Here is a 26,986-nt window from a genome sequence, read left to right as displayed (position 1 = left end):
TACATTCTAAATTTGTACAAAGCTTTTACAAAAATGGAAATTACAGGAAGAATTAAGAAAGTATTTGAAACTCAAAATATTACTGCAAGTTTCAAGAAAAGAGAATTTGTTGTTACAACGCAAGAACAATATCCACAAGATATTTTAATTGAGCTTACACAAGATAAGACTGATGTGTTGAATGCTTACAAACCTGGTGATGAAGTGAAAGTTTCTATCAATATTCGTGGTCGTGAGTGGATTAATCCAGAAGGAGTAGCAAGATATTTTAATACAATCCAAGCGTGGAGAATTGAGAATATGGCGAATGCAGCTGCACAAGCACCTCAAGGTTACGATAATTTTGCACCAGCGCCTCCAGTTGATACTTTTTCTAATGGAGATGATGATGATTTACCATTCTAAGTAAAAAAACATCAATTAATACTAAACGTGTTCTTTATTGGACACGTTTTTTTAATTTTATATAAATTATACACAAAACGATATGTATTGGTTAAGTTCTGATTTAATCTTTCCTGATTACGATGAAGTGAATAGCGAGGGAATTATAGCTGTTGGAGGAGATCTTTCGCCAGAACGCCTAATTTTGGCTTATCAGAAAGGAATTTTTCCTTGGTTTAATGAAGAAGATCCAATTATTTGGTGGTTTCCACAAGATCGATTTGTTTTATTTCCAGAAAATTTACATGTTTCGAAATCGATGAAGAAAGTTTTTCGAGATCAAATATTTACGTATTCAGAAAATAAAGCGTTTCGAGAAGTGATTACAAATTGTTCGCAAGCGTATAGAAAAGATCAGGACGGAACGTGGATTACAAATGATATGATCGAAGCATATTGTACGTTACATGAAATGGGAATCGCTAAAAGTATTGAAGTTTGGCAAAACGACGAATTGGTTGGTGGTTTTTATGGAATTGATATGGGCGATGTTTTTTGTGGAGAAAGTATGTTTGCGAAAGTGAGCAATGCTTCCAAAGCTGGTTTTATACAATTTGTTGCAAAATACCACAAGAAATATAAATTGATCGATTGTCAAGTTTATACCGAACATTTAGCGAGTTTGGGTGCAATGGAAATTCCGAGTGATGTTTTTTTGGAATATTTGGAGAAATAAAAAAAAGCGAAATTCGGATTTCGAACTTCGCTTTTTCAATTTACTTCGTAAAAGTAATAGGATATTTTAAATTTTTATATTCATTTAGATCTGCATTTAACGATCCAACTAATAAACCCGCTTTTATTTTTAGCGGAACTAAGTTATCATCGTCAGAAATCCACATTGTAACCGATTCTGATTCTTTGAAAACACGACCAGATTGTACATACGGACGAATTTTGATTGCCGCAATTTTTCCGAATTTTGTTTTTAAGGTTTCACGTCCCAAAACTTTCAATCGAAATTTAAGCGTTTCATCACCAAGAAAAATATTTTCGTTCAAATAATCTCCTGTTTTAAGAGTGGTATGATTGGCATTACGTAAGCTATAAAAAGCAGAAAGTAAATCTTGCGCATCGTAAGGAATCGTTTCTGTTGTAACTTTTCCATCTCGTTTATTTTCAACTTTTGCTTTTCTATTGGCATGATCAAAATAATAGATTTGATGACGTTTGTAACTTCCTTCTACAATATTTCGAACAAATTTTGTAGGTTTCAAATCTGTTTTGTCAATATACGATTCGTAATTATCATCTACCTTAAAAAAAGCACGCACAGCACCTGTTGAAGTTCCTTTTCCTATGATGTGATAATGGCTTTTTCCATTCAATGTAGCTTCTCTTACATCAATGGAAGCAAAACCTGCATTCAATCCAGAATAATGAACTCTAAATTTTAGATTTTCGCCAACTTTGTAGTTGTTTTGAGCATTTAAAGGCAATGCAAATGAAAGGACAATAAAAGTAAAAAATAAAATATATTTTTTCATTTTGAATTTTTGGTTTTGAGGTTAAGATTCAAATTGTTTGCCAAAAATAATAAAACGCCTTTATAAATTGATATAAAGGCGTTTTAATTTATGAGAATCTAATGATATTCTAATTTTCTTCTTTTAAGGAAGATATTTGATCTGCTTCAGTTGAAGTTTCAAAATCTGAAACATTGATAACCGAAACTATTTCTGGAACATATTTTTTGATGGTCATTTCAACACCAGACTTTAAGGTCATTTGGTTGACAGAACATGCTATACATGCACCTGTAAGGCGAACTTTTACAATATTATCTTCTACAGATACTAATTCGATATCGCCTCCATCTGAATTTAAGAATGGTCTAATTTCAGTTAAGGCCTTTTCAACTTCTGAATATTTTTCTTCTGGAGTCATGATCTTTTACTTTTTTTAATTTTTTGCCGAACAACCTGCCATCGTTGTAATACGAACGGCTTCTGTTGGAGGCAAAGTATTGTTACGTTCTACTAAACTTTGTACTGCGTTACGTGCAATTTCTTTGTAAACATTAGCTACAACAGTATCTTCTTGCATTGCAGCTGGACGACCAACGTCAGCAGCTTCGCGAATAGATTGTACAATTGGAATTTCGCCTAAGAAAGGAACACCAATTTGTTCTGCTAAGTTCTTTGCACCATTTTGTCCAAAGATATAATATTTGTTGTTAGGTAATTCTTCTGGTGTAAAATACGCCATATTTTCTACAATTCCTAAAACTGGAACATTAATCGCTTCCATTTGGAACATTCCAACTCCTTTTTTTGCATCTGCTAATGCAATATTTTGAGGCGTAGAAACTACAACAGCTCCTGTAATTGGAACTTGTTGAACGATAGATAAATGAATGTCACCTGTTCCTGGAGGTAAGTCGATTAATAAGAAATCTAATTCTCCCCAATGTGCATCACGAATCATTTGATTCAATGCTTTTGCAGCCATCGGTCCTCTCCAAACAATTGCTTGATCTGTATCAGCAAAGAATCCAATTGATAATAATTTAATTCCGTAAGCTTCTACTGGTTTTATTTTCGTTTTTCCATTAACTTCTACAGAATATGGACGAGCATCTTGACAATCGAACATAATTGGCATAGAAGGTCCGTAGATATCAGCATCTAATAAACCTACCTTGAATCCCATGTTTGCTAAACTTATTGCTAAGTTTGATGAAACAGTAGATTTACCAACACCACCTTTACCTGATGCTACAGCGATAATATTTTTAACACCTGGCAATTCAGAACCTTTGATTTCGTTCGGATTTTTTTCTTCAACTTCAACAGAAATGTTAAGTTTAAGATTTGACTCAGGTAAATTTTCTTTAAATGCATTTTTCAACGCAATTTCCAAACGCTTGCGTTCGTGCATTGCAGGCGAAGGAGAAACAATATCCAATATAATATCATTTCCCATCACTTGAGCGTTACGCATCCAATTGCGAATACCTAATTCTTCTAATACTTGATATATTTGATCTCTTGTGTAAGCCATCTTTTAATTTTAATGAGACAAAATTACGAAGAATCAAAGACTTTAAATAATCTAAAAACGTGATTTTAATTGTTTTGCTTTATAATTTGATAAATAGACTTAATTTGATGTATATTTAAACTTTAAATCTGACTATGGAAGAGCATATTATTTATCTGACGAATATAAGAAAACAGATTATTGATGAGCTTGAACAACACTCTCTGAAACAACTACTTTATATACCTGTTGGCTATAAAAACAATTTGTTTTGGAATGCGGCTCACGTTTTGGCAACACAGCAATTGATCCATTATTATTTAACCGATAATAGGATGTTGGTCGATATTCAGTTTATTCAGAAGTATAAAAAAGGAACAATCGGAAATACGGAAGTAACGGAAGAAGATGTGACAGAATTGAAGGAAATGTTGGAAAGTACACCAATGCAGATGTTCAAGGATTATCGTTCGGAAAAACTATCGTATTATCGATCATATAAAACAAGTTTTGGTATGACGTTAGAATCGATTGAAGATGCAATTTTGTACAACAATATTCACGAAGCAATGCATTTGGGCTATATGATGGCGATGAAAAAGAATATTCCTTTTTAAAATCAAAAAGAGAATAAAATTTAAAAATTTAGATGTTAACATACAGAGATGCTAAACGAAGCGATTTAGAAAAAATAACAGAAATTTATAATTCTACAATAGCTTCGCGATTAGTAACTGCCGATACAGAACCAGTTTCAGTTGAAAGTAAAGCAAAATGGTTCGAAGAACATTCACCTGAAAAAAGACCACTTTGGGTTGTAGAAAATGAATCGAAAGACATTGTAGGTTGGGTAAGTTTTCAATCTTTTTATGGAAGACCAGCTTATGATGCAACTGTAGAAATTAGCATTTATTTAGATGCTATGCAACGTGGAAAAGGTTTAGGAAAACAAGTGTTGGAATATAGCATTACGAAAGCAGCAGAATTTGGAATCAAAACGATTTTAGGTTTTATTTTTTCGCATAATGAACCGAGCTTGAAATTATTCAAACATTTTGGTTTCGAAGAATGGGGAAATTATCCCAATATTGCAATTTTAGACGGAATAGAAAGAAGTTTAACTATTTTAGGAAAACGAATCGCATAAAAAAACCCTCACTTCATTTGAAGTGAGGGTTTTTTATTTATCAGATAAATTTTATTTACCAATACTCCAAATCAATGCTTTTTCTTTAGTTGCTCTGTAAATTGTAGCATGTTCTTCTTTAGGTTCTGGAGAATAATTCCATTGTAGATTTGGAAGTTTTTCTTGCGTCAAAATATTCTTCAAATCATCTGTATAAGGTAAAATATCACTTGCTCCAGATCCTGCAAACCATAACTTTTTTGGAGTTGAAGGAAATTTAGCTAAATCATTTTTTGAATTCAATAACATTTTGTGATCGTTCCACCAAAGTGAAGGATCAATTGCAATATAATAATCAAACATATCTGGTTGTTTCAGAAAAGTTTCCATGATAAATAATCCAGCCAACGATTCGCCAATAATTCCTTTTTGGGATTGAGTGCGATACTTTTTCGTGATTTCAGGAAATAATTCATCCTTGATAAAACTTCTAAATTCATTCGAACCTCCCACAACATCGGCTATTTTTTTATCTTCTTCGTTTTCGGTTGGCGGACTCAAATCTTTGCGACGTTGTATGTTTTCTATTCCAACTAAAATAACCGGTTTTATTTTTTTCGAAGTAATTAAGCTATCCAATGTGTTTGCAATATGTGGAAAATCCTCTTTTGTTCCGCCATCTGGCATATACAAAACGGATAATGAATCCTGAGAAGTTGAATATTCTTTTGGAACCCAAACATTAATAATTCGTTTTTCATTTAGAATTTTAGAATCAATTGTAAATGTTTCGTGTTTCGGAATAGGATCGTCATAAACAACGGGATTAGAGTTTTTGCAGGATGTCAAAAAACTAATAGAGATTACAACTAATAAGTAGTTAAAAATCGATTTCATATATTTCATATTAAAGTGTTTTATCAAATATACAAAAATCATAAAGAGTTGATTTTCTATTTAATAAAAAAGACCACTAAAAAATTAGTAGTCTTTTTCAAATTATTTTCTAAAGAGTTTTTAATACTCTAAAAATCTCACTTTATCTTCGATTGGTTGACGAACAGCTTCTGGAGAATCTCCTTCAATTTTTCCCATATAGAAAACACCAACACATTTTTCGCCTTCTTCCATAGTTGTAAACTCATCAACATTGGCGATAATGTTTGCTGGAGAAGACCAATATGCACCAATCTTTAGCGCACTTGCCATTAACCACATATTCTGAACAGCCATAGAAGTTGCAGCTAATTCTTCCCATTCAGGATTTTTTTCTGTGTTGATAAAATTGATTAATACAATTTTATTCGACTTATCACATTTCTCAATTAATGCATTTATTTTTCTGTCGCTCAATTGATCTGTTGGCGTTCCTTGCACATAAACACGCTTTACGTATTCGCGGAAACGGTCTTTTGCAGGCCCTTCTAAAACAACAAAACGCCAAGGTTCTGTTTTTTTATGAGATGGCGCCCAATTTGCTGCCTCAAAAATTTGATTCAATTCTTCGCGCGTAATTTCTTCTTGATTGTATTGCGGAGGAAATATAGAGCGTCTATTTTTTATGATTGATAATAAATCGTTTGCATTCATGTTGTAACAATTATTAATTTTATTCTACTAATCAAGCAAATTTACATTAATTTCAATTAAACCAACGTTAAGATGAAAACATTAGATTACAACAAAATTGAGTATTACAAAAACAATAAATTCCAATTTGATATTGGGAAATATTTCAATCAATCATTAGAACTTTTCCAAAATAATTGGCAGCCATTTGTTATTTATGCTCTTGTTGCAGCTATTGTTTATATGTTTACTTCCTTCACTATAATCGGATTGCTTTTTGTGATGTATCCACTTATAATGGGATTTATGATTGGTGCAGAACGTGCCGAAAACAAAATGTCGTTAGAGCTAGGTGACTTTTTTGGAGGTTTCAAAAATATAGGAAGCTATTTCCTTTTAACACTTATCGTAATGGGAGTCGCAATAGTTGTAATGTTACCATACATTATTTTTTCTTTTTTACCACTTATGTTTAATGATCCCGAAAATGTAAACCCAGCATTAATGATTGGTTCATCGCTTTTTGGTATGTTATACATCTTAGTGGCGACAGTATTTTTATTGTTCTTACAAGCGTGTATTTATCTGGCTCCGTATCTTATTCATTATGGAAATATGAGCGCTATTGACGCAATGAAAACTTCTTATGCAATCGTAAAAAAGAATTTTTGGTGGATGGTTCTAATAGCTATTGTTGTTAGTCTGGTTGCTTCAATAGGAGCTATTGCTTGTTATGTAGGTGCGTTAGCAACTTATCCAATTGGCTATATGATGGTTTATTTTATGTTAAAAGATATGATTTTGACAGATGATGAAAAAACAGAAATTGATCTACTTGGTACAAACCAAGAATAATATTAATTTTATCGAATGTTAGCAAAGCATTCGATTTTTACGAAAATGAATGAATTGGGAGCTGCAAAAGTTCCCTTTTTTTTTATGATCGATTTTTTGAAAGAAAATGGAGAAGTAATTCCGTTGAAGGAATTACCTGATGAGATAAAATTTGAAGTAGATTCAACAAAAAAAGAATTTTTTCAGAAAGATTTTAAATTCAATAAATTCCCGATTTCTTTTGACGAATATTTGCCAAAATTCAATTATGTTCACGATAATCTTTTGTTTGGAAATTCATATTTAACGAATTTAACGCTTCCAACAAAAATTGAAACAGATTTGACTTTAGATGAAGTTTTTCAGTTTTCTGAAGCAAAATATAAATTGAAATATAAAAACGAATTTGTTTGTTTTTCTCCCGAACGTTTTGTGAAAATTGAAGATCAAAAAATCTTTTCAAATCCAATGAAAGGAACCATTGATGCCTCGATTCTAAATGCGAAGCAACTTATTTTGAATGATGAAAAAGAAGCTGCCGAACATGCAACAATTGTCGATTTAATCAGAAATGATTTGAGTCTTGTTTCCGAAAATGTTGAGGTGATAAATTATCGCTACATGGATGAGGTGAAGACAAATGATGCAACACTTTTGCAAGTGAGTTCTGAGATAAAAGGCGATTTGAATGATGATTATAGTCAAAATTTAGGAACGATTTTCGATCAACTTTTACCTGCTGGTTCTATTTGCGGTGCGCCCAAAAAGAAAACCGTTGAAATTATTTTAGAAGCCGAGAAGTATCATCGAAATTTTTATACAGGAGTTTTTGGTGTTTTTGATGGCGAAAATCTTGATAGTGCTGTGATGATTCGTTTCATCGAAAATAATCAAGGTGAATTATTTTTCAAGAGTGGAGGAGGAATAACAGCAAAAAGTAAGGCAAAAGCAGAGTACGAAGAATTAATACAAAAAGTGTATGTTCCAATTTATTGAATCGATTTGTTGTGTAAACAAACAACTTCGAAATTTAGAATTTCATCAAGCGAGATTTGATCGAACAAGAAATGATAATTTTACTGAAATCAATCCGATTTTATTGGACGAAATTATTAAGTTTCCGACAGATTTAACGGACGAAAAATATAAAGTTAGAATTGTATATGATCGAGAAATTCAATCGGTAGAATTTCAACCGTATCAAATCAAACCAATTGAAAGTATTCAACTTTTTGAGATCGAAAATAAAATTGATTATTCCTACAAATATTTAGATCGTTGGTTTTTTGATGAATATTTAAAAGAGTCAAAAACAGATGATTTGGTCTTGGTAAAATCAAATTATATTACAGATTGTATTTATTCGAATATTGTTTTTTTTGACGGTTCTCAATGGATCACGCCACGAACTTTTCTGTTGAAAGGGACAATGCGAGAAGCTTTGTTACAATCAGGCGAAATCATTCAGAAAAATATAAAAGTTTCAGATTTAGTTAATTTTAAATCATTCAAACGAATCAATGCGATGATGAATTTAGACGAAAGCCAAGAATTGGATATTTCGTTGTTAATTCAATAACTCTATAAAATTGATAGAGTATTGTTTGCGTTTTCATTTTTTAACATTACCTTTGCATAACTTATCAAGAAAGGTGGAGGGATTGGCCCTGTGAAACCTTAGCAACCAGATGACTTATAATCTAAGGTGCTAAATCCAACCTATTAGAGGGAAAGATGAGTAAAAGTATTTTCACTTTAATCTGTTGGTTTCTTGAAAGTTTTATGAAAATTAAAAATGAAAAGAAACAAATTTTTACTTGCTTCATTCGCATTTATTTGCGCAGCTACACTTTTCGCTCAAGAAGTTGAAAAGGAGGAAACAAACCTTAACGAAGTTATTTTAATTGGTGGTCGTACATCAGAAAGAACGGTGGTTAATTCGTCTGTTCCTGTCGATATTATCGATGTTGAGAAATTGAAAACGTCTTCTCCTCAATTGAGTGTGAATGATATTTTGAATGTGGTTATTCCTTCTTTTAATTCTGTTCGTCAATCATCTGCCGATGGAACGGAGCATATCGATCCTGTGACATTGCGTGGAATGGGACCAGATCAGGTTTTGGTTTTGATTAATGGAAAACGACGTCACACAACTTCGTTGGTGAATTACCAAAATACAGTTGGAAATGGTTCTGTAGGAACAGATTTAGGCGCAATTCCGATTTCAGCAATTGATAAAATTGAAGTTTTACGTGATGGTGCGGCTGCGCAATATGGTTCTGATGCAATTGCGGGAGTTGTAAATATTGTTTTGAAATCTAAACCAGGTGGTGACGCGTCTTTGACGTATGGTCAGACTTCTCGAAATGATGGAGAAACGTACAATTTTAACGGAAGTTATGGAACGAAACTAGGACAATCGGGTTCGATTGTTTTTTCGGCTGTTGTAAGTGAACGTAAAAAAACAAATCGCTCGAAAGATCATAATTTAGATATTTTTGGAGATAATTTCGCGTACGATTTTGCAGATGATCCAGATGTAGCAAGAGCTGTGGATGACGCTAAAATTGCTGCTTTAGGGCTTTCGAGAAAAGATTTTAGATTTCAAATTGGAGATGCGGCAATCAAGAATCAACAATTTTTTGTAAATGCTGAAACGGCGATTAATGATCGATTAGATTTTTATTCATTTGGAGGAGTTTCGTTGCGCCAAGGTAATGGATTTGGTTTTAGAAGATTGCCAAGTGAATTGTCTGAAGATGCGTTAAAAATTTATCCAAATGGTTTTCAAGCAACGTTAAAATCTAATGTAAATGATTATTCAAATTCTACAGGATTACGTTATTCATATGATGGATGGAAAGTTGACTTGAGCAATACTTTTGGATTAAATTCATTCAAGTATGATTTAGAAAATTCAATTAATCAATCATTAGGCTTAAATTCTCCAACCGATTTTTACGCTGGGAAACATCAATTTTTACAAAATACAGTCAATTTAGATTTTTCGAAACGAATCAATCAAAATGTTAGTTTAGCGTTTGGAGGAGAATATCGTTTTGAACAATATAAAATTGAAGCTGGAGATGAAGCGTCTTATTCAGGTTCTGGATCTGAATCTTTTGTAGGGTTTTCTCCATTGAATGTTGTAAAAGGTGATCGTCACTCAGTTGCGGCTTATGTAGATGGAGAATTGAAATTTGGAGATTTTACGGCTGATTTAGCTGGACGATTTGAAAATTACTCAGATTTTGGAAGTACAATCAACGGAAAATTAGCGATGCGATATGAATACGCAAAAGGATATTCGGTTCGTGGAGCGATTTCGACAGGATTTAGAGCACCTTCTTTACAACAAAAATATTTCAGTAATTCGTATACCGATTTATTCTTGAATGATAATGGTGATCAAGTTTTGGTAACAAAAGGAATTATTCGAAATGAGTCTGAATTGTCGAAAGAAATTGGTTTGGATAAATTAAAAGAAGAAAAATCAATCAATGCAAGTTTAGGTTTAACATTTCGTCCGACTTCAAAATTATTTATCACATTGGATGGATATTTTATAAAAGTTGATGACCGAATTGTCTTAACTTCTGATATCACAGATCCTGCTTTAGAAAAATATAATGTAGCGACAGCGCGTATTTTTACGAATGCAATTGATACAGAAACCAAAGGTTTGGATTTAGTAATTTCCTATGATACTCGTTTAGGTCGAGGAAAATTGAATGCAAGTTTATCAGGAAATATCAACGAAACAAAAATTGTCGGTTATCATTTTCCAACAGCTTTAACAATTCCAACGGAAGAATTTTTTGGTCCTGATCAAGTCAATATTATCGAATCGTTAAGTCCAAAAACAAAAGCAACTTTAGGATTGAATTATGCAATTTCTGGATTCAATTTTATGGTGCGTAACACGTATTTCGGAAAAGTGACAAAAGATGGATATCCTTGGGGAAGTATCCAAGAACACACGGGAAAAGTGGTGACGGATGCTTCGATTGGTTATGAGATTACAAAGAATTTCAACTTTACAATTGGTGCAAATAATTTGTTTGATGTTTTCCCAGACAAGCAAGTTTACGAAAATTCTTATTATGGAGTTTTTCCGTATGCGCCAGTTCAAATGGGGATGACAGGAGCGTATTATTTTGCGCGTGCAAGTTTTAAATTTTAATCAATAATAAAATATTCAAAGTGTCAATTTTAATGTAAATTCAAACATTCAATTGGCACTTTTTTGTGTATGGCACATTCAAAAATTGGTTGGAAAACCGCAGCAGCTTTAGTGATTTCGAATATGATCGGAACAGGTGTTTTTACCAGTTTGGGTTATCAAATTTCTGATTTAAAAAATACAACTTCTATCTTATTATTGTGGTCAATAGGAGGATTGTTAGCGTTGATTGGCGCATTTATTTATTCGGAATTAGCTTCAAAATTTAAACAATCAGGAGGAGATTATATTTATTTATCTCGGACATTTCATCCCGTTTTTGGTTATTTATCAAGTTGGATTTCTTTATTCGTTGGTTTCTCAGCGCCGATTTCTTTAGCGGCTTTGGCAATGGGAAAATACTTGAATGTTTTCGGGTTTGATTTAGGAAAAGAATTTGCAATAGCCATGATTTTGATTGTTGCCGTTTTTCAATCATTCAGTCTAAATTTGAGTAGTAAATTTCAGAATATTTTTACTATTCTAAAAGTTGTATTTATTGTTGTTTTAATTGTTTTAGGTTTTTATTTTGCTCCAGCAGTTGAGCCAAATGCGGTAGTTTTTGATTCGACTTGGAAAAATGAATTGTTACTTCCTGCATTTGCGACGTCTTTGGTTTATGTTACTTTTGCTTATACAGGTTGGAATTCGGCTTCATACATCGTAGAAGAAATTGAGCAACCAAAACAAAACTTACCAAAAGCACTATTTATAGGCGTTATTTTTGTCACGATTTCTTATGTTTTGCTAAATTATGTTTTCTTGAAACATGCATCAGCAGGAACTTTGGCTGGACAAGAAAATGTTGCAAATATTTCGTTCGGTAATCTGCTTGGAAATAATGTAAAATGGGTGAGTTGCTTTATTGCTTTACAATTAATTGCGACGATTAGCGGTTATTTATGGATTGGTTCTCGCTTGACGCAAGCCACAGCGCGCGAAAATAAATTGTGGAATTTTATGGCGAAAGAGAACAAAAATAGAATTCCAGTTCGTGCAATTTGGGTGCATACAGCAATTAGTATTTTGCTAATTTTTTCAGGAGATTTTGAAGTGATTTTTACCTATACATCGTTTGTTTTACAAATTTTAGCAACATTAGCAGTTTGTACAGCTTTCTTTATCAAACAAGATCAATTAACCATTATCAAAAGTAAATTCTTTTATATCTTGCCTGCTATATTTTTAGCATTTAGTTTATATATCTGTTATTTCGTTTTGATGCAAAAACCAAAAGAAAGTTTATTTGGTTTAGGTATTATTGCATTAGGAATTGTATTATTCTATTTTGATAAAAGAATTGAGAAAGAGAATTAATCACAAAACCCACTCAAATTTGAGTGGGTTTTTATTTTTTAATCTTTTATTCCGTTAAAAATATATTGTAAAATAGGGTTGATTTCTGGATTTTCAAGATGTTTTTTGAAAATTTTGGTATGATATTTTGGTTTATTAATCATTTTACGTTCAACTAATTCGTCAATTGTATCAATGTATTCAACTGAAGTTTTTCCAATCAATAAATTATCCAAAGAACGTCCTTGATCGACATAATTCAAAATCGTTTTCAAACCTTTCAAGTAAAGTGCATCTTTTGTAAAACCACCACCACGATAAACGCGAGTTGTCAGATAAAATGCATCTTCTGGTTTCATTTTGTATTCTTCCATCAAAACCATAAACGTTTCATTGAATGATTTTCCATTTGTCAACATATGAACTGCCATAACGCGTAAACCAAGTTCTCTTAATCGGCTATGATTAATAGAATCAGAATAATATTCACTTAAAATCGCTAAACCTTCTTGCGTTAATGTATTTACAGGTAAACCAATACTAAAGATTTTTAATGGTTGATCCAACGCATTCATGGTTGTCACCATGTGAACTCCAATTTCGTGCTCAATTAAACCATTTGTAAAACGTTTGTCAAACTTAACGCCACGTTTAATCACAACTTTTCTCTTGCTATTGATTACAAGTGCTTTTGATGCGATATCATCCGAAACTTCGATGTCAAATTTGAAACCATAATCATTCGTAGCATTTCTAAAAAGATTAACCACTTCTTCCTCTGTATAATTTCCTTGTTTATCCATTCTAAATTCAGGACAATAAAGGATAAAGTTCGCGTTTTCGATATCTTTTTTGGATGGTTCGCCAAAGTAACGCAACGAATTGTATAAAAATTTATCCGTACCAAGATTGGCTAATAAATCGACCTTATCAAAATAAGCGTTAATCGTGTTAACATACATATTTTGAATACTAATATCATTGATTTTTTCGACTTTAATATTCGATAATTTTCGTTTAAATTCGAATGGATCAATGTTAAGCGGATTGTATTTAAATTGTGGTTCGTATGTATATTTTGAAGCTAAAAATTTCTTCTTTTCAAATTCTAAATTGATCGGATTGATAACACTTAACAATTCAAAATTCTGAACCAATTGGCACAATTGTTTATCAATTTTAACCAAGTCAGATTCTAATTCATTGTGCAAAATATTTACTTGCTTAGAACCTACTTTGTACGTCGTTTCTGTTTTTACAAACTCATAAGCATGGTTAAGAATTGCCGATTTGAAACCTTCTTTTATTTGGTTAATAATCTCCGGAAAAGATTCTCCAGTTAATTCATCACAATAAATTTTCGAAACTTCTGTCGCTAAAACCAACGTATTTTTGAATCGATTTGTAACAAATTCTAACAAATATCCTCGTCCATAAAATACATCGTTAATCGCCGAATAATTGTGAATATTTTCTAACTCAATATTTGCCAATTCATCGCGCCAACTTTCTACATAATTTCCGTAACGTTCGTTATCAACTCGTTCCGCACCAATGTTGAACACAGGAACCGGACGATCCCAGCGTTTCCAATTGTACGAATGAATATCATAAACCAAGCATGACTTAAATTTAGTTTCAAGCTTGTTGATTAAAGCTTCTAAAACTTCATAAAAAGCGTGATGTTTTGCAATACTTTTTTGTTTTTGAGAAACCGACAAAGGCTCTTTCCAAACCTGTTTTCCCCAAGCTTCTTCGTACACAGCAGTTTCTGGACCACGATTTAGATCGTATTCAAATCGAGAATCACAACCTTGAATTAAGATTGGAAAAGTTTCTACAAACTCAGCAGTATGCGGATCTTCCTCGTACCAACGTTCATAATTGCTTAATAAACATTTTTCGCGAATATCTTCGCGCATTTGTCCACCATCATGAATGGCAGCACAAACGTAAGGAATGTATTCGTCGATTTTTATTTTGAATGATTCGTCTTCTGCATAAGCTTCAAATACAATTTCGTTCTCAATATTCTCTAAAATTTGCTGTATACTTATGGATTTCATGCTTTAAATTCTTTATATTTCTCCAATAACATCGACACGATTTGTTTCTGAATTTCGTTGTTATTGTTTACATTATTGTGAGGAACAATTCCTCCAGGACTTACTACATTTAGCTCAACCATTTTTCCGTTAATCAAATCGATACCACAAAAATAAATTCCATCTTCATTTAATTGTTTTCCTATTTTACGGCATAAATCTAACTCATGTTCACTCATTTCGTGTCTAATCGCAGAACCACCAGCCGAAATATTAGAACGGTGGTCACCTTCTGCAGGAACACGCATAATTGCACCAATCGGTTCACCATTAATCACAATAGCGCGAACATCACCTTTTTCTGCACCTTCTATATAATTTTGACAAATAATAGGCTGAGAATATCCGGTATGATTGATATAAAAATCGCAAATCGAGCTTAAGTTACCAATATTTTTTCGTTCGAAAAGTATAACACCTTTACCACCCATTCCGTCTAAAGGTTTGATGATAAATTTCTCGAAATTATTTTCTTCTACAAACGATTTTATCAAATCAATATCTTTTGTAATAAGTGTTTGAGGAACAATTGTTTCTAGACCATCATCAAAAGATGCGGCGTATATTTTATTATTTGCTTTACGTAATCCCGAAATTTTATTCACGAAGAAAACTTTATCTTCGATTAATTCTAACATATTCAACAAAAGCGGATCAATTGGTGGATCGGCTCTCATAAAAATTATATCAAATTCGGTCAAATCTTTTATACTACTTTCAAATTTCATGGTGTGATAAAACTCAACACAATCATTTGTTTCTGTAGTTATCATCTTTTTGCAGTTTCCTACAACTTTACCTTTGGCAATAGAGATATCTTTTTTTGTCAAATAGGATACTTCAAAACCACGGTCTACGCATTCTTTGATAATTCGCATTGTGGTATCTTTACCTGGTTCAACCTTGTCCCAAGGATACATTACGAAGCATATTTTCATATAAATAAAAAGGGTATTAAAATCAATGCAATAATAACTAAAAGTTTAATACAAAAAATACTCTACAAAAAAATATATAATATTTGTTTCGATTCTACGGAAACAACTGATTACTAACAAGTAATCAAAAAAAAGGGTGATTGATTTTTTAATTTCAATCACCCTCAGGTTGGTAAACTATAAACTATTTATTTCTTAAACGATCAATTGTTTCTTGAACTTTCGGATCATCTGCTTTTACACTGTAGTAATCTGCAATTTTTCCATTTTGATCAAGAACCATATACCGAGGTATCCAATTTAAATCAATACCTGTGCCAAAATTACCTTTCCAATTATTTCCCATGTAAAAGTGCTGACCTTCAATTTGATATTTTTCAATCCCTTTTTTCCATGCTTCCTCCGTTTTGTCCATTGAAAGGTAAACAAAGGTTACGTCAGGATTTTTTTCGTGCAAAGATTTCAAAGCAGGCATGTTTTTGATACAATCTCCACACCATGTTGCCCACAAATCCAACAAGACAATTTTTCCTTTATAGTTTGAAAAAGCTTTTTCTATGGTTGCCGAATTTCCTTCAGAAGTTACCACTATATCCTGTAAGGCTGCCTCCGGAAATTCAGTTTTCATCACTGACGGAATTTTTTGCGAAAATGCATTAATTCCAACAAATAATATTAAAACGCTAATTATTTTTCTCATGATAATTTTTTATCGATTTCATGTATTTACAAAATCTATACCAATTCAGTAGACTTTAAAGCAAAGGTAAATATTTATTTCTAATCATTGCAAAAAGATGTAATTTTGTTTCATGCAAAAATATCTGATTATTGGGCTTGGTAATATTGGTGCTCAATACGAAAATACTCGTCATAATATTGGTTTCAAGGTTGTTGAAGAAGTTGCTAAAAAAGTTGATGCTAAATTTTCACCATCAAATTTTGGTGAAGTAGCACAGTTTAAATATAAAGCGCGTCCAGTTACGTTGTTAAAACCAAATACATACATGAATTTGAGTGGAGATGCGGTTCGTTTTTGGATGAAAAAAGAAAATATTTCGTTAGAAAATATTTTTGTCATTACAGATGATTTGAACTTGCCTTTCGGAACAATTCGTATGCGTGGAAAAGGTAGCGATGGTGGACACAATGGTTTGAAGGATATTCAAAATAAAGTTGGCGGACAAAATTATGCGCGATTACGCTTTGGTGTAGGAAACGAATTTTCGGAAGGTAAACAAGTGGATTATGTGTTAGGCGATTGGTCGGCAGAAGAAAATGAAAAAATGAATGAACGATTGAATTTGGCTGCTGATGCAGTTTTGTCGTTTATTTTTCAAGGATTAGGTAATACAATGAATCAATATAATGGTAAATAAAATTTTAGGAGTTGCAATGATTGCAGGAACACTTTTTTTAGGTTCTTGTGCAAGCAATTCGTCAAGCTCAGAAGGAAAAGAAGCGAAAATAGAAGAAATAACTTCGACATTAGACAATGTAAATGAAATTAATTTCAAGAGTAATAAGAATGTTTTGTTAGACGTTCGTACACCTGAAGAGTTTGCTGAAGGTCATGTTCCTGGAGCGGTAAATATAGATGTGAAAAATCCAAATTTCGAAGAAGAAATTCAGAAATTAGATACAAAAAAGAATTATTTCATTTATTGCAAATCTGGTGTTAGAGCAAAATTAGCAACAGAAAAAATGCAAGAAAAAGGTTTCAAAAATGCGAAGAATTTCAAAGATGGAATGTCAACGTACAAAGGAACTGTAACAAAATAATGGAAGGATTTCGTCCCGAAATATTAAAAGAAATTGTCACAACTAAAATGCCTTTCGGTAAATACGAAGGGCGATTGTTGTGCGATTTACCTGTTTCTTATTTGGAATGGTTTGTTGGTAAAGGTGGTTTTCCGAAAGGGAAATTAGGAATTCTTTTATCCACTGTTTATGAAATAAAATTAAATGGATTAGAAGATATTATCTACGAATTGAAACGTCAATTTGGTTAAACTTCCCATTCATAAAAATTTGCATCATCACGCAATTGAAATCCAGCACTTGGATATAATGAATTTCCAATATCATTCGTAACACTTGTTTCTAACAACATTGCACAAGCATCTGTTTTGCGACACAGATTTTTTGCTTCTTCTATCAATTCTCTTGAAAAACCTTGTCCGCGAAATTCTGGTGAAACAAATAAATCATTCAAAATCCAGAAACGTTTCATTCGAGTAGATGAAAATGAAGGAAATAATTGTACGAAACCAACTGCTTTTTCGTCTTTATTATAGGCTAAAAAGATAACCGATTCGTCATTTACAATTCTGGCTTCTAGAAATTTTTCCGCTGCTTTTACATCAGATTTCTTATCATAAAATTGACGATACGCATCAAATAAAGGAACTAATTCTTCTAGATTATTTATAGTAGCTTGTTGTGTCATGATGCTGTGATTAAATATTCTTTTTTATTGTATTTATCTACAAAATATAATTGATTATTTCTGCATCTCATTTTCCCAAAAACAGATTTTATATTTTCTAATACAATTTTATATTCAAGTGTAAATATATTTATTGAAATAAGATTTATATCTGGATTTCTAGTAGAATTCCATTGTTGTAAATATATCGTTGAATTGTGTTTATAAAACCAATCTCCAAAGATTTTACTATTCAATTCTTTAATTTCTGGATTAGAATTAAGCGAGAAAAAAGTTGGACCAAACCGAATTTCACCAGCAAATTGTTTTTGAATTCTTAATGATTCATATTCTATTAAATTTTCCCAGTCCATAACCTTCAAATTCTCACATTAAATTTATCCATACAAATTACTTCCATCCAAATATTCCCAAACTTTTGGAGGTAACATAGGTTTTATATTTTTTCCATATTTGATTGCATTTCTGATAAATGTAGAAGAAATTTCCATCAAAGGCGCTTCAACCATTTCGACATTATCCAAATTTTCTTCTTGCGAATAACCAGGACGCGGATAAACATACATTTGATAATCGCGCATTAAAATCTCAGCGTTTTTCCATTTTGAAATTCCATCTAAATTATCAGAACCCATAATCAACGCAAAGTCATGCTCAGGAAATTTTTCGTTTAGATGAATTAATGTATCAATCGTGTAAGAAGGTTTTGGTAACGTAAATTCGATGTTAGAAGCACGAAGATTAGGATAATCTTTAATCGCTAATTCTACCATTTCTAATCGATCATATTCATTTGCTAAAGAACTTTTTTTCTTCAATGGATTTTGAGGCGAAACCACAAACCAAACCTGATCCAAATCGGTGAATTGTTGAAAATGATTGGCAATAATTAAATGTCCGACATGAATAGGATTGAATGATCCAAAATATAAACCGACCTTCATAAAATTGATTTTTTAGAAAAACAAAAATACGATAATTAATAAAGTTTCGGAAGAAAGTGAAATGATGTAAGTTTTTTGTCATTTTGAATGTAGCATTAGAGAAATGAAAAATCTTAGATTCCTCTTTTCATCAGAATGATTTTTACTTTAGTGCTATTTTGAGTTTGCTTAATTTTTTTCTGTTTCTTGATGCGATATTGAAACAAGTTCAATACGACAAATAATAAAAAAATCCAGCCGGAGCTGGATTATATGTTTAGAATTTTACTAATTCTTTATATAGTTTGTGCGTTGGAAGTCCCATTACATTGAAATAACTTCCATTCATATTCTCCACACCAATGTAACCAATCCATTCCTGAACTCCATAAGCGCCCGCTTTATCGAAAGGTTTGTAATTATCAATGTAGAAATAAATTTCTTCATCTGTTAAATCTGCGAAAGTAACTTGCGTTTCGTCTGAAAAAGTAACTTCTTTTTCTAAAGAACGAATTGTAACTGATGTATAAACAGAATGTGTTTTTCCGCTTAATTTTTTAATCATTTCGTACGCTTCTTCTCTATTCGAAGCTTTTTCTAACGAATCATCATCCACCCAAACAGTTGTATCCGACGTAATAATCAAATCATTTGGTTGAATATCTGTATAAGCTTTTGCTTTTTTAGCGGAAAGATATTCGGTGATTTGTTCTTTCTTGAATTCGTTGCGATCAAATGTTTCGTCAATATCCAATGAAATTGTCGAAAATTGCAATCCTAATCCAGCTAAAAGTTCTTTTCTTCTTGGCGATTGTGATGCCAAAATGATATTGGTATCTTTTAGTTTTTCTGTTAATAACATTTCAAATTCTTTTATACAGAAGCAATTTCTTCTGCATTATACCACTTGTTTTGAACTTTCAAAATTTGTTCTAATAAATCGCGAACGCAACCTTTCCCTCCATTTTCTGGCGAAATATATTCTGAAGCTTTGCGTACATCCATACAAGCATCGTTAGGACAAGCTGATAATCCAACTAAATTCATCACAGCTAAATCTGGATAATCATCGCCCATATAAGCAATTTCATCAGGATCTAATCCATAAGAAAAAAGTAAATCTTCGAAAGCTTCTACTTTATCACGTTTGTTTACATAAATATCAGTTAAGCCTAAATATTTTAAACGATTTACAACAGCTTCATCTCTTCCGCCTGTAATCACCGCAATACGAATTCCTTGTTTGATGGCTAATTGCATCGCATAACCATCACGCGTATTCATTGTTCTCACCATTTCGCCAGTTGGTAATAAAATTAAATTTCCATCTGTCAAAACTCCATCTACATCTAAAATAACGGTTTTAATGTTATTTAGTTTTTCTTTATAACTTATCATTTTTCGTAAACTCGTTTGATTGAATCTGTCAATATTTGGTAAATCTGTAATAATCTCGAATCATCTTGTAAGGCCTCTAAATGACGATCAATAATGACTTGATCTCCACGTTTTGCTGGACCAGTTTGCGCATCTTTAGGACTCATTTCGATCACTTTATTTGCTGTTTCTTGTATAAGAGGCAACAAAACATCGAACGGAACATTGTTTTGTTCACAAATATTTCCAGCGATATAATATAAATGATTGACAAAATTATTTGCCCAAACACCTGTCATATGAACTTGCATTCTACTTGCAAAATTTAGTTTGTGAACTTCGTTTGAAATTCGATTTCCTAATTCATTCAATTTTTTCAAATCTTCAGGATTTTCTGCTTCGATGAAAAATGGAATATTATCATAACGCATTGTTCTTTCTTTCGAAAAAGTTTGCAATGGATAAAAAACGCCTTTTCGGTAATCGCCTTTCAGAACAGACATAGGAGACGATCCAGAAGTATGAACAACCAAAACATCATCATACGGAATATAATGAGAGAATTCTTCGATTCCAGAATCGGCACTTGCAATAATATAAATGTCTGCTTTTTCTATTTCAGAAATTTTATCAGTATACGAAATTCTATTTGCTTCTCCGATTTCTCTAGCATGTTCTAATGTTCTATTGAAAATTTGTCGAACATTGCAAGTGTTTTCGATTAATGCACGAGTTAAGTGAAACGCAACATTTCCTGCACCTAATATGACAATTGAACTCAATGTTTTAGCAATTTTTTGATTAATATTAATTGAATGATAAATGTAAGTTTTTCAGCCGAGGAAAAAAATTTTAAAAAAAAATTAAAAATTCTTGTAACATTTTTGAAGTTGTTGCGTCTTATTAGTAAAATCATCCAACGATTAGGTTTACGTATTATGCAAAACATAGTACTTGAAAAATCTTAAAAAAAGTTTAAATATTTTGTAACAAAACATTTTTTAGATCGTCTAATTAGGAAAAAGTACGGACAACTCTTACTATGTATTATGTAAAACATAGTACTATTAAAAAATATTAACTATGAGATTAAACAAATTTACTTTAGCTATTCTTTTCTCCGTTTGCTCTATTTACGGATTCTCGCAGGAACAACATCCTGTGAAAGGAAAGATTGAAAATGCAAAAAATGAAGCGGTTGGTATGGCTGCGATTCAGATTTATAAAGCAGATTCAAAAGAATTATTCGATGAAGTGTATGCGAACGCAGACGGAACATTCGAGATTCCAGATTTAGAAGACGGAAGTTATCGTTTGGTGATTACAGAATTTGGTTATCAACAATCTGTAACAACTGCAGAAGTAAAAGGAGGTGAGTTAAATTTAGGTAACATCATTTTAGAAACTGCTAAAACTGAAACTGTAGAATTGAAAGGTGCTTTCGTTCGTGCAGAAGTTTCTCAATATCGTAATGAAATTGATAAACGTATTGTTGAAGTTGGGAACGATTTGGTATCTGCTGGATCTGATGCTGCTTCTGTTCTGAATAATATTCCGTCTGTAAATGTGGATCAACAAACAGGAGCATTGTCATTAAGAGGAAACGAGAATGTAAAAGTTTTTGTAGATGGTAAACCTTCTTCTCAGTCAGCAGCGCAATTGTTAAAGCAAATTCCTTCGAATCAAATTCAACGAATTGAAATTATTACCAATCCTTCAGCAAAATATGAAGCGGATGGAAATTCTGGAATCATCAATATTGTTTTGGTAAAAGGAACTAAAAAAGGTTATAATATTGGGTTGATTGCAGGTTATGAACAAGGAAAGAAAAGCCGTTTCAATACATCATTGAATACAAATGTGAATGTAGGAAAGTTCAATTTATTTGGAAATATTAATTACGCTGATCGTCCAGCAAAACAAAATGGTATTGGTCGTAATTATGATGATCAAATTGATCAATTATTTGATATTCAAAATACAAAAAATAGAAATTTATCGTATAAAGCAGGATTCGATTGGTTTATCAATGATAAAAATGCTTTAACGATTTATACAAATCAGTGGGATGGAGATCATGCTGCTTTAATCAATACAAATGTTTTAAAAACTAATTTTAATAAATTAAATAGAAATGATATTTGGTCAGATTCAAGAAGTTCTGATTATAGTTTGAATTACAAATTAGATTTTAATAAAAAAGATCACAATCTTGTTTTAGATGCATTTTATTCGATTAATAAAGAGGATGATGACAGAGATTACTTAAATACATTTCCAAAAGACGAGTTTTATCAAGAATATCGTTACGATAAAACGCAAACAACTCGTATTAATTTAGATTATACCAATCAAATTGAAAATGCAGGAAAATTAGAAGCAGGAATTCAATATCGTAAAGAGTCTAATGATAATGATATGGATTCTACGAAAGAATTAACAAATCCTCTTAATGGAAATATATATAATCCGTCAGTAGATTTTCAGTTCGATCGTTCGTTTTATTCTGCTTATACAAATTACAAACAGAAATTTAATAAGTTTGGAGCGCAAGTTGGATTACGTTTAGAGCGTGTTGAAGATAATGCAGATTGGTTTTATTCACCAAATGAAGCAGGAACTCTGAAAAAAGATTATACAGATTTATTTCCTTCGGCTTTCTTAACGTATGATTTGACTGAAAAAGCACAATTATCATTAAACTATAGCCGACGAATTAATCGACCAGGAATTTATCAATTAACTCCAGTTCCTCAATATTCAACAGCATTAATGTCGAGCGAAGGAAATCCAAATCTTCGTCCAGAATATACAGATTCTTATGAAATTGGTTATTTAAAACAATTAACAAAAGGTTCTATTTCTGCGAATTTATTTTACAGAAGTGTAAAAGACAATATCATTCAATCATTCAAAAAGGATGAAGATATCGAGTCTGCAATTATTCAGTACAATTTGAACTACGATAAAGTAAATAAATTTGGAGTTGAAGCAAGCTGGAATTATAAATTGGCTAAATGGATGAATGTTTATTTGGCAGGTGATTTTACTTCTTCTGAAATGCAAAATGACCACAAGAAAATTACAGCAAATGTATTTTCTGCTCGTATGAATAATACGTATAATTTATCTAAGAAATTAAGTTTACAACAATTTGGATTCTTTAGAGGTAAAACTAAATTTTTACAAGGAGAAATGTTAGAAATGTGGCGAATGGATTTAGGTTTACGTTACACGTTTATGGACGGAAAAGCTTCTTTGTCTGCTCGTGTTAATGATGTTTTCAAAACGATGCGTGCAAGAGTTCATATGGATGATCCATATTATGGATATGCAAACTTCAACTGGGAATCTCAAACAGCTTACTTAGGATTTACTTACAATTTTGGAGGAAAAGTTAAATCAAGAGCCGAAGCTCAGCAAAATAAAACAGAGCAAAACGGTGGTGGAATCGGTATACAATAAAAAAAAACATTCTTCATTTATTTAAATATTCTTAAAACTAAAAAGAGTTCCAATATTTTTGGAACTCTTTTTTTATTTGGGTTAATATTTTTTTTATTGAACTTCTTTTTTGAATAATTTATTCAACGTTACAGCAATAGCTCCATCTCCAGTTACATTTCCTGCTGTTCCAAAACTATCCATTGCGATATAAAGTGCAATCATCAATGCTTGATTTTCTGCATTAAATCCTAACATCGAAGCAATAATTCCAATCGCTGCCATAATCGCTCCACCAGGAACGCCAGGCGCTGCAACCATCGCAATTCCAAGCATCATGATAAATCCTAAAAATTGAACAAAATCAATTTCTATTCCTTGGATTAACATCAATGCTAAACAACAACAAACGATTTTTAACATCGAGCCAGATAAGTGAATTGTCGCACACAACGGCACAGCGAAATTGGCAATTTCGTCGCGAACTCCAATTTTCTTTACTTGCGCAATTGTTACAGGAATTGTAGCCGCTGAAGATTGTGTTCCTAAGGCTGTGAAATAAGCTGGTAACATTAATTTCAACATAGTAAAAGGATTCTTTTTCGCGATAATTCCAGCAATTGTAAATTGAAGCACTAACAAGAAAACATGTAGCACGAAAATTACACCAATTATTTTCAAAAATACATTCATAATTGTCACCACTTGCCCTGAATATGACATGTTCAAGAAGATTCCGAAAATGAAAATTGGTAATAATGGAATGATTAAATTTTGAATTAAATACGTAATAATTTCTTCGAAATCATCTGCAAATTTTCCAAAAGTCGAATCTTTTAATCGTGATAATCCAATTCCGAAAAGAAATGAAAATACCAAAGCTGGCATTACATCAAATAACGGAGGAAACTCTATCGAAAAGTATGGTGTAAATTCTTTGGCTTTTTCTGCTAAATTAATTTGCCCAGTTTGATGTTCTAATAATTGTGGAAAAATAGACATACTCGCTGAGTAGCCTAGTAATCCTGAAAAAATGGTTGATCCGTAAGCAATTAAAACGGTTGCTAATAATAATTTTCCGGCTGTTTGTCCTAATCTTCCAATTGATGGAACGATTAATCCAACAATGATTAATGGGATTAAAAAGTTAAGTAATTCGCTAAAAAAATCATTGAAAGTCATAAAAATACGACCAATAGCTTCTGGTATTATTCCGCCGAGTGAAATTCCAAGTACAATGGCAAGAATAACTTTTACGAGTAAATTGTCTTTAAGTTTGTGCATAGTCAAATTTAGAAAAAATCCGTTCAATACAAGGTTTTAATTCTAAATGTTGATAAAAAGAAAAAAGCGATACTAAAATTTAGCATCGCTTTTTGGTATATAATTTTTGATAAAATTATTTTTTAGGTAAACGTACAATTCGGCTCGCATCGTTCGTATAAGCTTTACTTCCGCTTATTTTTTTGTAAGCAAATTTTGACGCCAAACGTGTGTTTTCTGTCGTAATATTGTTGGTAACATCACCTTTATTATTCATTCTGTCCACAATATCATACGTTACATCGTAACCTAATTGCTCGTAACGCGTCGGAAATTCACAATAAACTTCTTTGAAATCTTTGATCACACTTTGCACTTCCGTATCTCTTGTATTGATTAAACGCGCAGTACTAAACAAAAAACCAAATTCGCGGAATGCATCGATATTTTTTGCATTATCTGCGTTATAAACATCATAAACCGAAACCGATTTTATTCCGTAAGCTTTGATATTGTCTTTGTTAAATGTTTTTAATTTTTCTAAATATTGTTTTCCCAAATTATCATCATCACCAACTAAAACCGTAATAATTGGCGTATAATAATCTTCACCGTTAACTTTATCGTGTGGTTGAACAATTTTTGCAACACTATCTACAATGACAACATTTGCTTTCAACTGTTTTTCTAATTGTTTTTTCGTATAACTTGCTAACTCTTGATCGTCACGATTTGTTAATAAATAAACTTGTTCTCCAGCAAAGTTTTTCCCAATTTCTTCGATGATTTGATCTGCAATTACTTCATCTTTTGGATTAGAAATCAATAAATCATTGAAAGAATTTAACGAATCGTCATTTGCATAAGGCGAAATCACAGCGATACCAGAATTACTGAAGAAGTTGGCAACTTCTGTAATATCAGACGTGTTCAACGGGCCGATAACAGCATCCGTTTTACTAAAATCTGTTGTTGATAAAATATCTTGCAAGTTTCCGTTTTTCGTATCGATCACTTTCACATTTACATTTTTACCTTTTTTCGCCAAATGAGTCAACGCTAATTTAGCTCCAGTAAAAAATTGCATTGCTTGCGAATTTTTTAATTGCGGATTATTTGCAACATCAAAAGGTAGCATAATAGCAACATTAATTTCATTGTCATTAGCACGTTTCAACTTTCCTGCAGTTCCGTATTTGATGATTTTAGCATTTTTTTGCAATGGAATTTTAAGTGTCATTCCAGCTTTTAAACCATTGATTAAATCAGGATTTAAACGCAATAACTCATCTAAATTCGTGTTGTATTTTTCTAAAATTCCGTAAGCCGAATCTCCATTCTGAACAACATAGTTGATCGTGTTTTCTTCGATTACAACAGAACCAGATTTTTTAGGAATCGTTATCACCATTCCTTCTTTTACACCTGTTTGTAAAGCTGGATTTTCTGCATATAAATCGTCAACACTTACATTATACTGTTTTGCTAAAGTGTATAAAGTTTCTCCTTTTTTGATTAAATGCGTTCCTTTTGGAACAGAAAAAACTTTATTTGTCACATCTTTTGGAAGCTTGATTACGTCACCAATTTCTAAACCTCTTTCTTTGATTTGAGGGTTTAATGAGTTCAATGTTTCTTCCGAAATTTTATATTTTTTTGTCAAATTGTAAACCGTTTCTTTCGGCTCAATTGTAATATATTGATAATTATCGTCCGAAATTTTTACGTTTGACGTAGTCGTTTGTGTATTGGTTTCAGTTGGTTTGGTTGTCGTAGTTCCTTTACCTGGAATCACAATCAAATCACCTGGATGAATCCCATTTTTTTCAATTTTAGGATTGGCTTTATACAATTCTTCTTGCGAAACACCATATTGCTTCGAAATTCCGTAAACGGTTTCTTTTGCTTGAACTGTATGCGTTTTTTGTTGAGCATAAAGTGCTGATGCACCAACAAATAACAATAAAGCTAATATTTTTTTCATTTAGATGAATTTTCGTGGTCAAATATACAA

29 protein-coding genes and 1 riboswitch are annotated in these 26,986 nt (G+C 31.9%); of the genes, 13 read left to right on the top strand and 16 right to left on the bottom strand.

Translation table 11 applies throughout. The annotated features are described in order from the left end of the window. The first annotated feature begins 33 nt into the window (after window positions 1-33). Both G0Q09_RS02080 and aat read left to right on the top strand, forming a co-directional pair. The gene (locus tag G0Q09_RS02080; protein WP_019976879.1) at window positions 34-405 is read left to right on the top strand and encodes a DUF3127 domain-containing protein; all 372 of its coding nucleotides are present in this window, start codon (window positions 34-36) and stop codon (window positions 403-405) included. 82 nt (window positions 406-487) lie between these two features. Further along, window positions 488-1,120, top strand: a complete 633-nt coding sequence (gene aat / locus G0Q09_RS02075) for a leucyl/phenylalanyl-tRNA--protein transferase (protein ID WP_114998700.1) — start codon at window positions 488-490, stop codon at window positions 1,118-1,120. A 40-nt stretch (window positions 1,121-1,160) separates the two neighbouring features. On the opposite strand, the gene G0Q09_RS02070 is transcribed toward aat, so the two are convergent. The 3 genes from G0Q09_RS02070 to G0Q09_RS02060 form a co-directional block, all read right to left on the bottom strand. Further along, the gene (locus G0Q09_RS02070; RefSeq protein ID WP_114998702.1) at window positions 1,161-1,931 is read right to left on the bottom strand and encodes a DUF3108 domain-containing protein; all 771 of its coding nucleotides are present in this window, start codon (window positions 1,929-1,931) and stop codon (window positions 1,161-1,163) included. 109 nt (window positions 1,932-2,040) lie between these two features. Next, a complete protein-coding gene (locus G0Q09_RS02065) occupies window positions 2,041-2,331 on the bottom strand; it encodes a NifU family protein (RefSeq protein WP_114998704.1) in 291 nt (96 codons plus the stop codon). A gap of 15 nt (window positions 2,332-2,346) precedes the next feature. After that, a complete protein-coding gene (locus G0Q09_RS02060) occupies window positions 2,347-3,447 on the bottom strand; it encodes an Mrp/NBP35 family ATP-binding protein (protein ID WP_114998705.1) in 1,101 nt (366 codons plus the stop codon). A gap of 134 nt (window positions 3,448-3,581) precedes the next feature. Here G0Q09_RS02060 and G0Q09_RS02055 point away from each other — a divergent pair, with 134 nt between their 5' ends. Continuing rightward, the gene (locus G0Q09_RS02055; protein WP_038336414.1) at window positions 3,582-4,043 is read left to right on the top strand and encodes a DinB family protein; all 462 of its coding nucleotides are present in this window, start codon (window positions 3,582-3,584) and stop codon (window positions 4,041-4,043) included. 32 nt (window positions 4,044-4,075) lie between these two features. Next, window positions 4,076-4,573, top strand: a complete 498-nt coding sequence (locus G0Q09_RS02050) for a GNAT family N-acetyltransferase (protein WP_257468023.1) — start codon at window positions 4,076-4,078, stop codon at window positions 4,571-4,573. 51 nt (window positions 4,574-4,624) lie between these two features. On the opposite strand, the gene G0Q09_RS02045 is transcribed toward G0Q09_RS02050, so the two are convergent. After that, the gene (locus G0Q09_RS02045) at window positions 4,625-5,458 is read right to left on the bottom strand and encodes an alpha/beta hydrolase (protein WP_257468022.1); all 834 of its coding nucleotides are present in this window, start codon (window positions 5,456-5,458) and stop codon (window positions 4,625-4,627) included. Between the two features lie 111 nt (window positions 5,459-5,569). Beyond that, window positions 5,570-6,142 (bottom strand): nitroreductase family protein, encoded by a 573-nt coding sequence (locus G0Q09_RS02040; protein ID WP_219033807.1) that lies wholly within the window; start codon window positions 6,140-6,142, stop codon window positions 5,570-5,572. A gap of 72 nt (window positions 6,143-6,214) precedes the next feature. Between G0Q09_RS02040 and G0Q09_RS02035 the strand changes: the two genes are divergently transcribed. From G0Q09_RS02035 to G0Q09_RS02015, 5 genes are all read left to right on the top strand, one after another. After that, window positions 6,215-6,976: a DUF2189 domain-containing protein gene (locus G0Q09_RS02035; RefSeq protein ID WP_219033806.1), complete on the top strand. Its 762-nt coding sequence runs from the start codon at window positions 6,215-6,217 to the stop codon at window positions 6,974-6,976. Between the two features lie 15 nt (window positions 6,977-6,991). After that, window positions 6,992-7,951: an aminodeoxychorismate synthase component I gene (locus tag G0Q09_RS02030; RefSeq protein ID WP_219033805.1), complete on the top strand. Its 960-nt coding sequence runs from the start codon at window positions 6,992-6,994 to the stop codon at window positions 7,949-7,951. Further along, complete coding sequence (locus G0Q09_RS02025) at window positions 7,935-8,534, top strand: aminotransferase class IV (protein ID WP_219033804.1); 600 nt, start codon at window positions 7,935-7,937, stop codon at window positions 8,532-8,534. The genes G0Q09_RS02030 and G0Q09_RS02025 overlap by 17 nt, the downstream gene beginning before the upstream one ends. A 58-nt stretch (window positions 8,535-8,592) precedes the next feature. Then, window positions 8,593-8,696: riboswitch (SAM riboswitch) on the top strand. Between the two features lie 54 nt (window positions 8,697-8,750). Continuing rightward, on the top strand, window positions 8,751-11,138 hold the full coding sequence (locus G0Q09_RS02020) for a TonB-dependent receptor plug domain-containing protein (RefSeq protein ID WP_219033803.1): 2,388 nt from the start codon (window positions 8,751-8,753) through the stop codon (window positions 11,136-11,138). 69 nt (window positions 11,139-11,207) lie between these two features. After that, window positions 11,208-12,494, top strand: a complete 1,287-nt coding sequence (locus G0Q09_RS02015) for an APC family permease (RefSeq protein WP_219033802.1) — start codon at window positions 11,208-11,210, stop codon at window positions 12,492-12,494. Between the two features lie 38 nt (window positions 12,495-12,532). Here G0Q09_RS02015 and G0Q09_RS02010 read toward each other — a convergent pair whose 3' ends face one another. The 3 genes from G0Q09_RS02010 to G0Q09_RS02000 all read right to left on the bottom strand — a co-directional run bounded on the left by G0Q09_RS02010 (window position 12,533) and on the right by G0Q09_RS02000 (window position 16,216). Further along, a complete protein-coding gene (locus G0Q09_RS02010) occupies window positions 12,533-14,539 on the bottom strand; it encodes a flavohemoglobin expression-modulating QEGLA motif protein (RefSeq protein ID WP_219033801.1) in 2,007 nt (668 codons plus the stop codon). Beyond that, window positions 14,536-15,516: a glutathione synthase gene (gene gshB / locus G0Q09_RS02005; RefSeq protein ID WP_084106936.1), complete on the bottom strand. Its 981-nt coding sequence runs from the start codon at window positions 15,514-15,516 to the stop codon at window positions 14,536-14,538. The genes G0Q09_RS02010 and gshB overlap by 4 nt, the downstream gene beginning before the upstream one ends. Window positions 15,517-15,700: 184 nt before the next feature. Next, entirely contained in the window at window positions 15,701-16,216 is a 516-nt protein-coding gene (locus tag G0Q09_RS02000; protein WP_219033800.1) for a TlpA family protein disulfide reductase, read from the bottom strand. Between the two features lie 112 nt (window positions 16,217-16,328). Between G0Q09_RS02000 and pth the strand changes: the two genes are divergently transcribed. Genes pth through G0Q09_RS01985 form a run of 3 tightly spaced genes read left to right on the top strand, consistent with a single transcriptional unit; the run spans window position 16,329 to window position 17,528 of the window. Next, complete coding sequence (pth, locus tag G0Q09_RS01995; RefSeq protein WP_038336392.1) at window positions 16,329-16,895, top strand: aminoacyl-tRNA hydrolase; 567 nt, start codon at window positions 16,329-16,331, stop codon at window positions 16,893-16,895. Next, on the top strand, window positions 16,885-17,298 hold the full coding sequence (locus tag G0Q09_RS01990) for a rhodanese-like domain-containing protein (RefSeq protein WP_052217907.1): 414 nt from the start codon (window positions 16,885-16,887) through the stop codon (window positions 17,296-17,298). Before pth ends, G0Q09_RS01990 begins: the two co-directional genes overlap by 11 nt. Beyond that, the gene (locus G0Q09_RS01985; protein ID WP_038336390.1) at window positions 17,298-17,528 is read left to right on the top strand and encodes a DUF3820 family protein; all 231 of its coding nucleotides are present in this window, start codon (window positions 17,298-17,300) and stop codon (window positions 17,526-17,528) included. The genes G0Q09_RS01990 and G0Q09_RS01985 overlap by 1 nt, the downstream gene beginning before the upstream one ends. Here G0Q09_RS01985 and G0Q09_RS01980 read toward each other — a convergent pair. The 6 genes from G0Q09_RS01980 to G0Q09_RS01955 all read right to left on the bottom strand — a co-directional run bounded on the left by G0Q09_RS01980 (window position 17,525) and on the right by G0Q09_RS01955 (window position 21,047). Next, window positions 17,525-17,965 (bottom strand): GNAT family N-acetyltransferase, encoded by a 441-nt coding sequence (locus G0Q09_RS01980; RefSeq protein WP_038336389.1) that lies wholly within the window; start codon window positions 17,963-17,965, stop codon window positions 17,525-17,527. The two genes, G0Q09_RS01985 and G0Q09_RS01980, sit on opposite strands and share 4 nt — an antisense overlap. After that, window positions 17,962-18,318, bottom strand: coding sequence for a hypothetical protein (locus tag G0Q09_RS01975; RefSeq protein ID WP_038336388.1), 357 nt, complete (start codon window positions 18,316-18,318; stop codon window positions 17,962-17,964). The genes G0Q09_RS01980 and G0Q09_RS01975 overlap by 4 nt, the downstream gene beginning before the upstream one ends. A 24-nt stretch (window positions 18,319-18,342) precedes the next feature. Further along, the gene (gene nadD / locus G0Q09_RS01970) at window positions 18,343-18,909 is read right to left on the bottom strand and encodes a nicotinate (nicotinamide) nucleotide adenylyltransferase (RefSeq protein WP_038336386.1); all 567 of its coding nucleotides are present in this window, start codon (window positions 18,907-18,909) and stop codon (window positions 18,343-18,345) included. Window positions 18,910-19,165: 256 nt separating this feature from the next. Continuing rightward, the gene (locus G0Q09_RS01965; protein WP_038336384.1) at window positions 19,166-19,750 is read right to left on the bottom strand and encodes a Maf family nucleotide pyrophosphatase; all 585 of its coding nucleotides are present in this window, start codon (window positions 19,748-19,750) and stop codon (window positions 19,166-19,168) included. An 11-nt stretch (window positions 19,751-19,761) separates the two neighbouring features. Further along, complete coding sequence (locus tag G0Q09_RS01960; protein ID WP_114998734.1) at window positions 19,762-20,286, bottom strand: KdsC family phosphatase; 525 nt, start codon at window positions 20,284-20,286, stop codon at window positions 19,762-19,764. Further along, complete coding sequence (locus tag G0Q09_RS01955; protein ID WP_114998736.1) at window positions 20,283-21,047, bottom strand: Rossmann-like and DUF2520 domain-containing protein; 765 nt, start codon at window positions 21,045-21,047, stop codon at window positions 20,283-20,285. The genes G0Q09_RS01960 and G0Q09_RS01955 overlap by 4 nt, the downstream gene beginning before the upstream one ends. Window positions 21,048-21,348: 301 nt before the next feature. Here G0Q09_RS01955 and G0Q09_RS01950 point away from each other — a divergent pair, with 301 nt between their 5' ends. Continuing rightward, a complete protein-coding gene (locus tag G0Q09_RS01950; protein WP_219033799.1) occupies window positions 21,349-23,730 on the top strand; it encodes a TonB-dependent receptor in 2,382 nt (793 codons plus the stop codon). A 93-nt stretch (window positions 23,731-23,823) separates the two neighbouring features. On the opposite strand, the gene G0Q09_RS01945 is transcribed toward G0Q09_RS01950, so the two are convergent. Together G0Q09_RS01945 and G0Q09_RS01940 are read right to left on the bottom strand one after the other, a co-directional pair. After that, window positions 23,824-24,993 (bottom strand): dicarboxylate/amino acid:cation symporter, encoded by a 1,170-nt coding sequence (locus G0Q09_RS01945; protein ID WP_219033798.1) that lies wholly within the window; start codon window positions 24,991-24,993, stop codon window positions 23,824-23,826. A gap of 115 nt (window positions 24,994-25,108) precedes the next feature. Continuing rightward, the gene (locus tag G0Q09_RS01940) at window positions 25,109-26,956 is read right to left on the bottom strand and encodes a LysM peptidoglycan-binding domain-containing protein (protein ID WP_219033797.1); all 1,848 of its coding nucleotides are present in this window, start codon (window positions 26,954-26,956) and stop codon (window positions 25,109-25,111) included. Window positions 26,957-26,986 lie beyond the last annotated feature (30 nt).

Origin of the sequence: Empedobacter falsenii, from assembly GCF_019308355.1 — a bacterium.
GTDB lineage: Bacteria > Bacteroidota > Bacteroidia > Flavobacteriales > Weeksellaceae > Empedobacter > Empedobacter falsenii_B.
The sequence above is the reverse complement of the archived record's forward strand: the minus strand, read 5'-3'. Positions and strand labels throughout refer to the sequence as shown.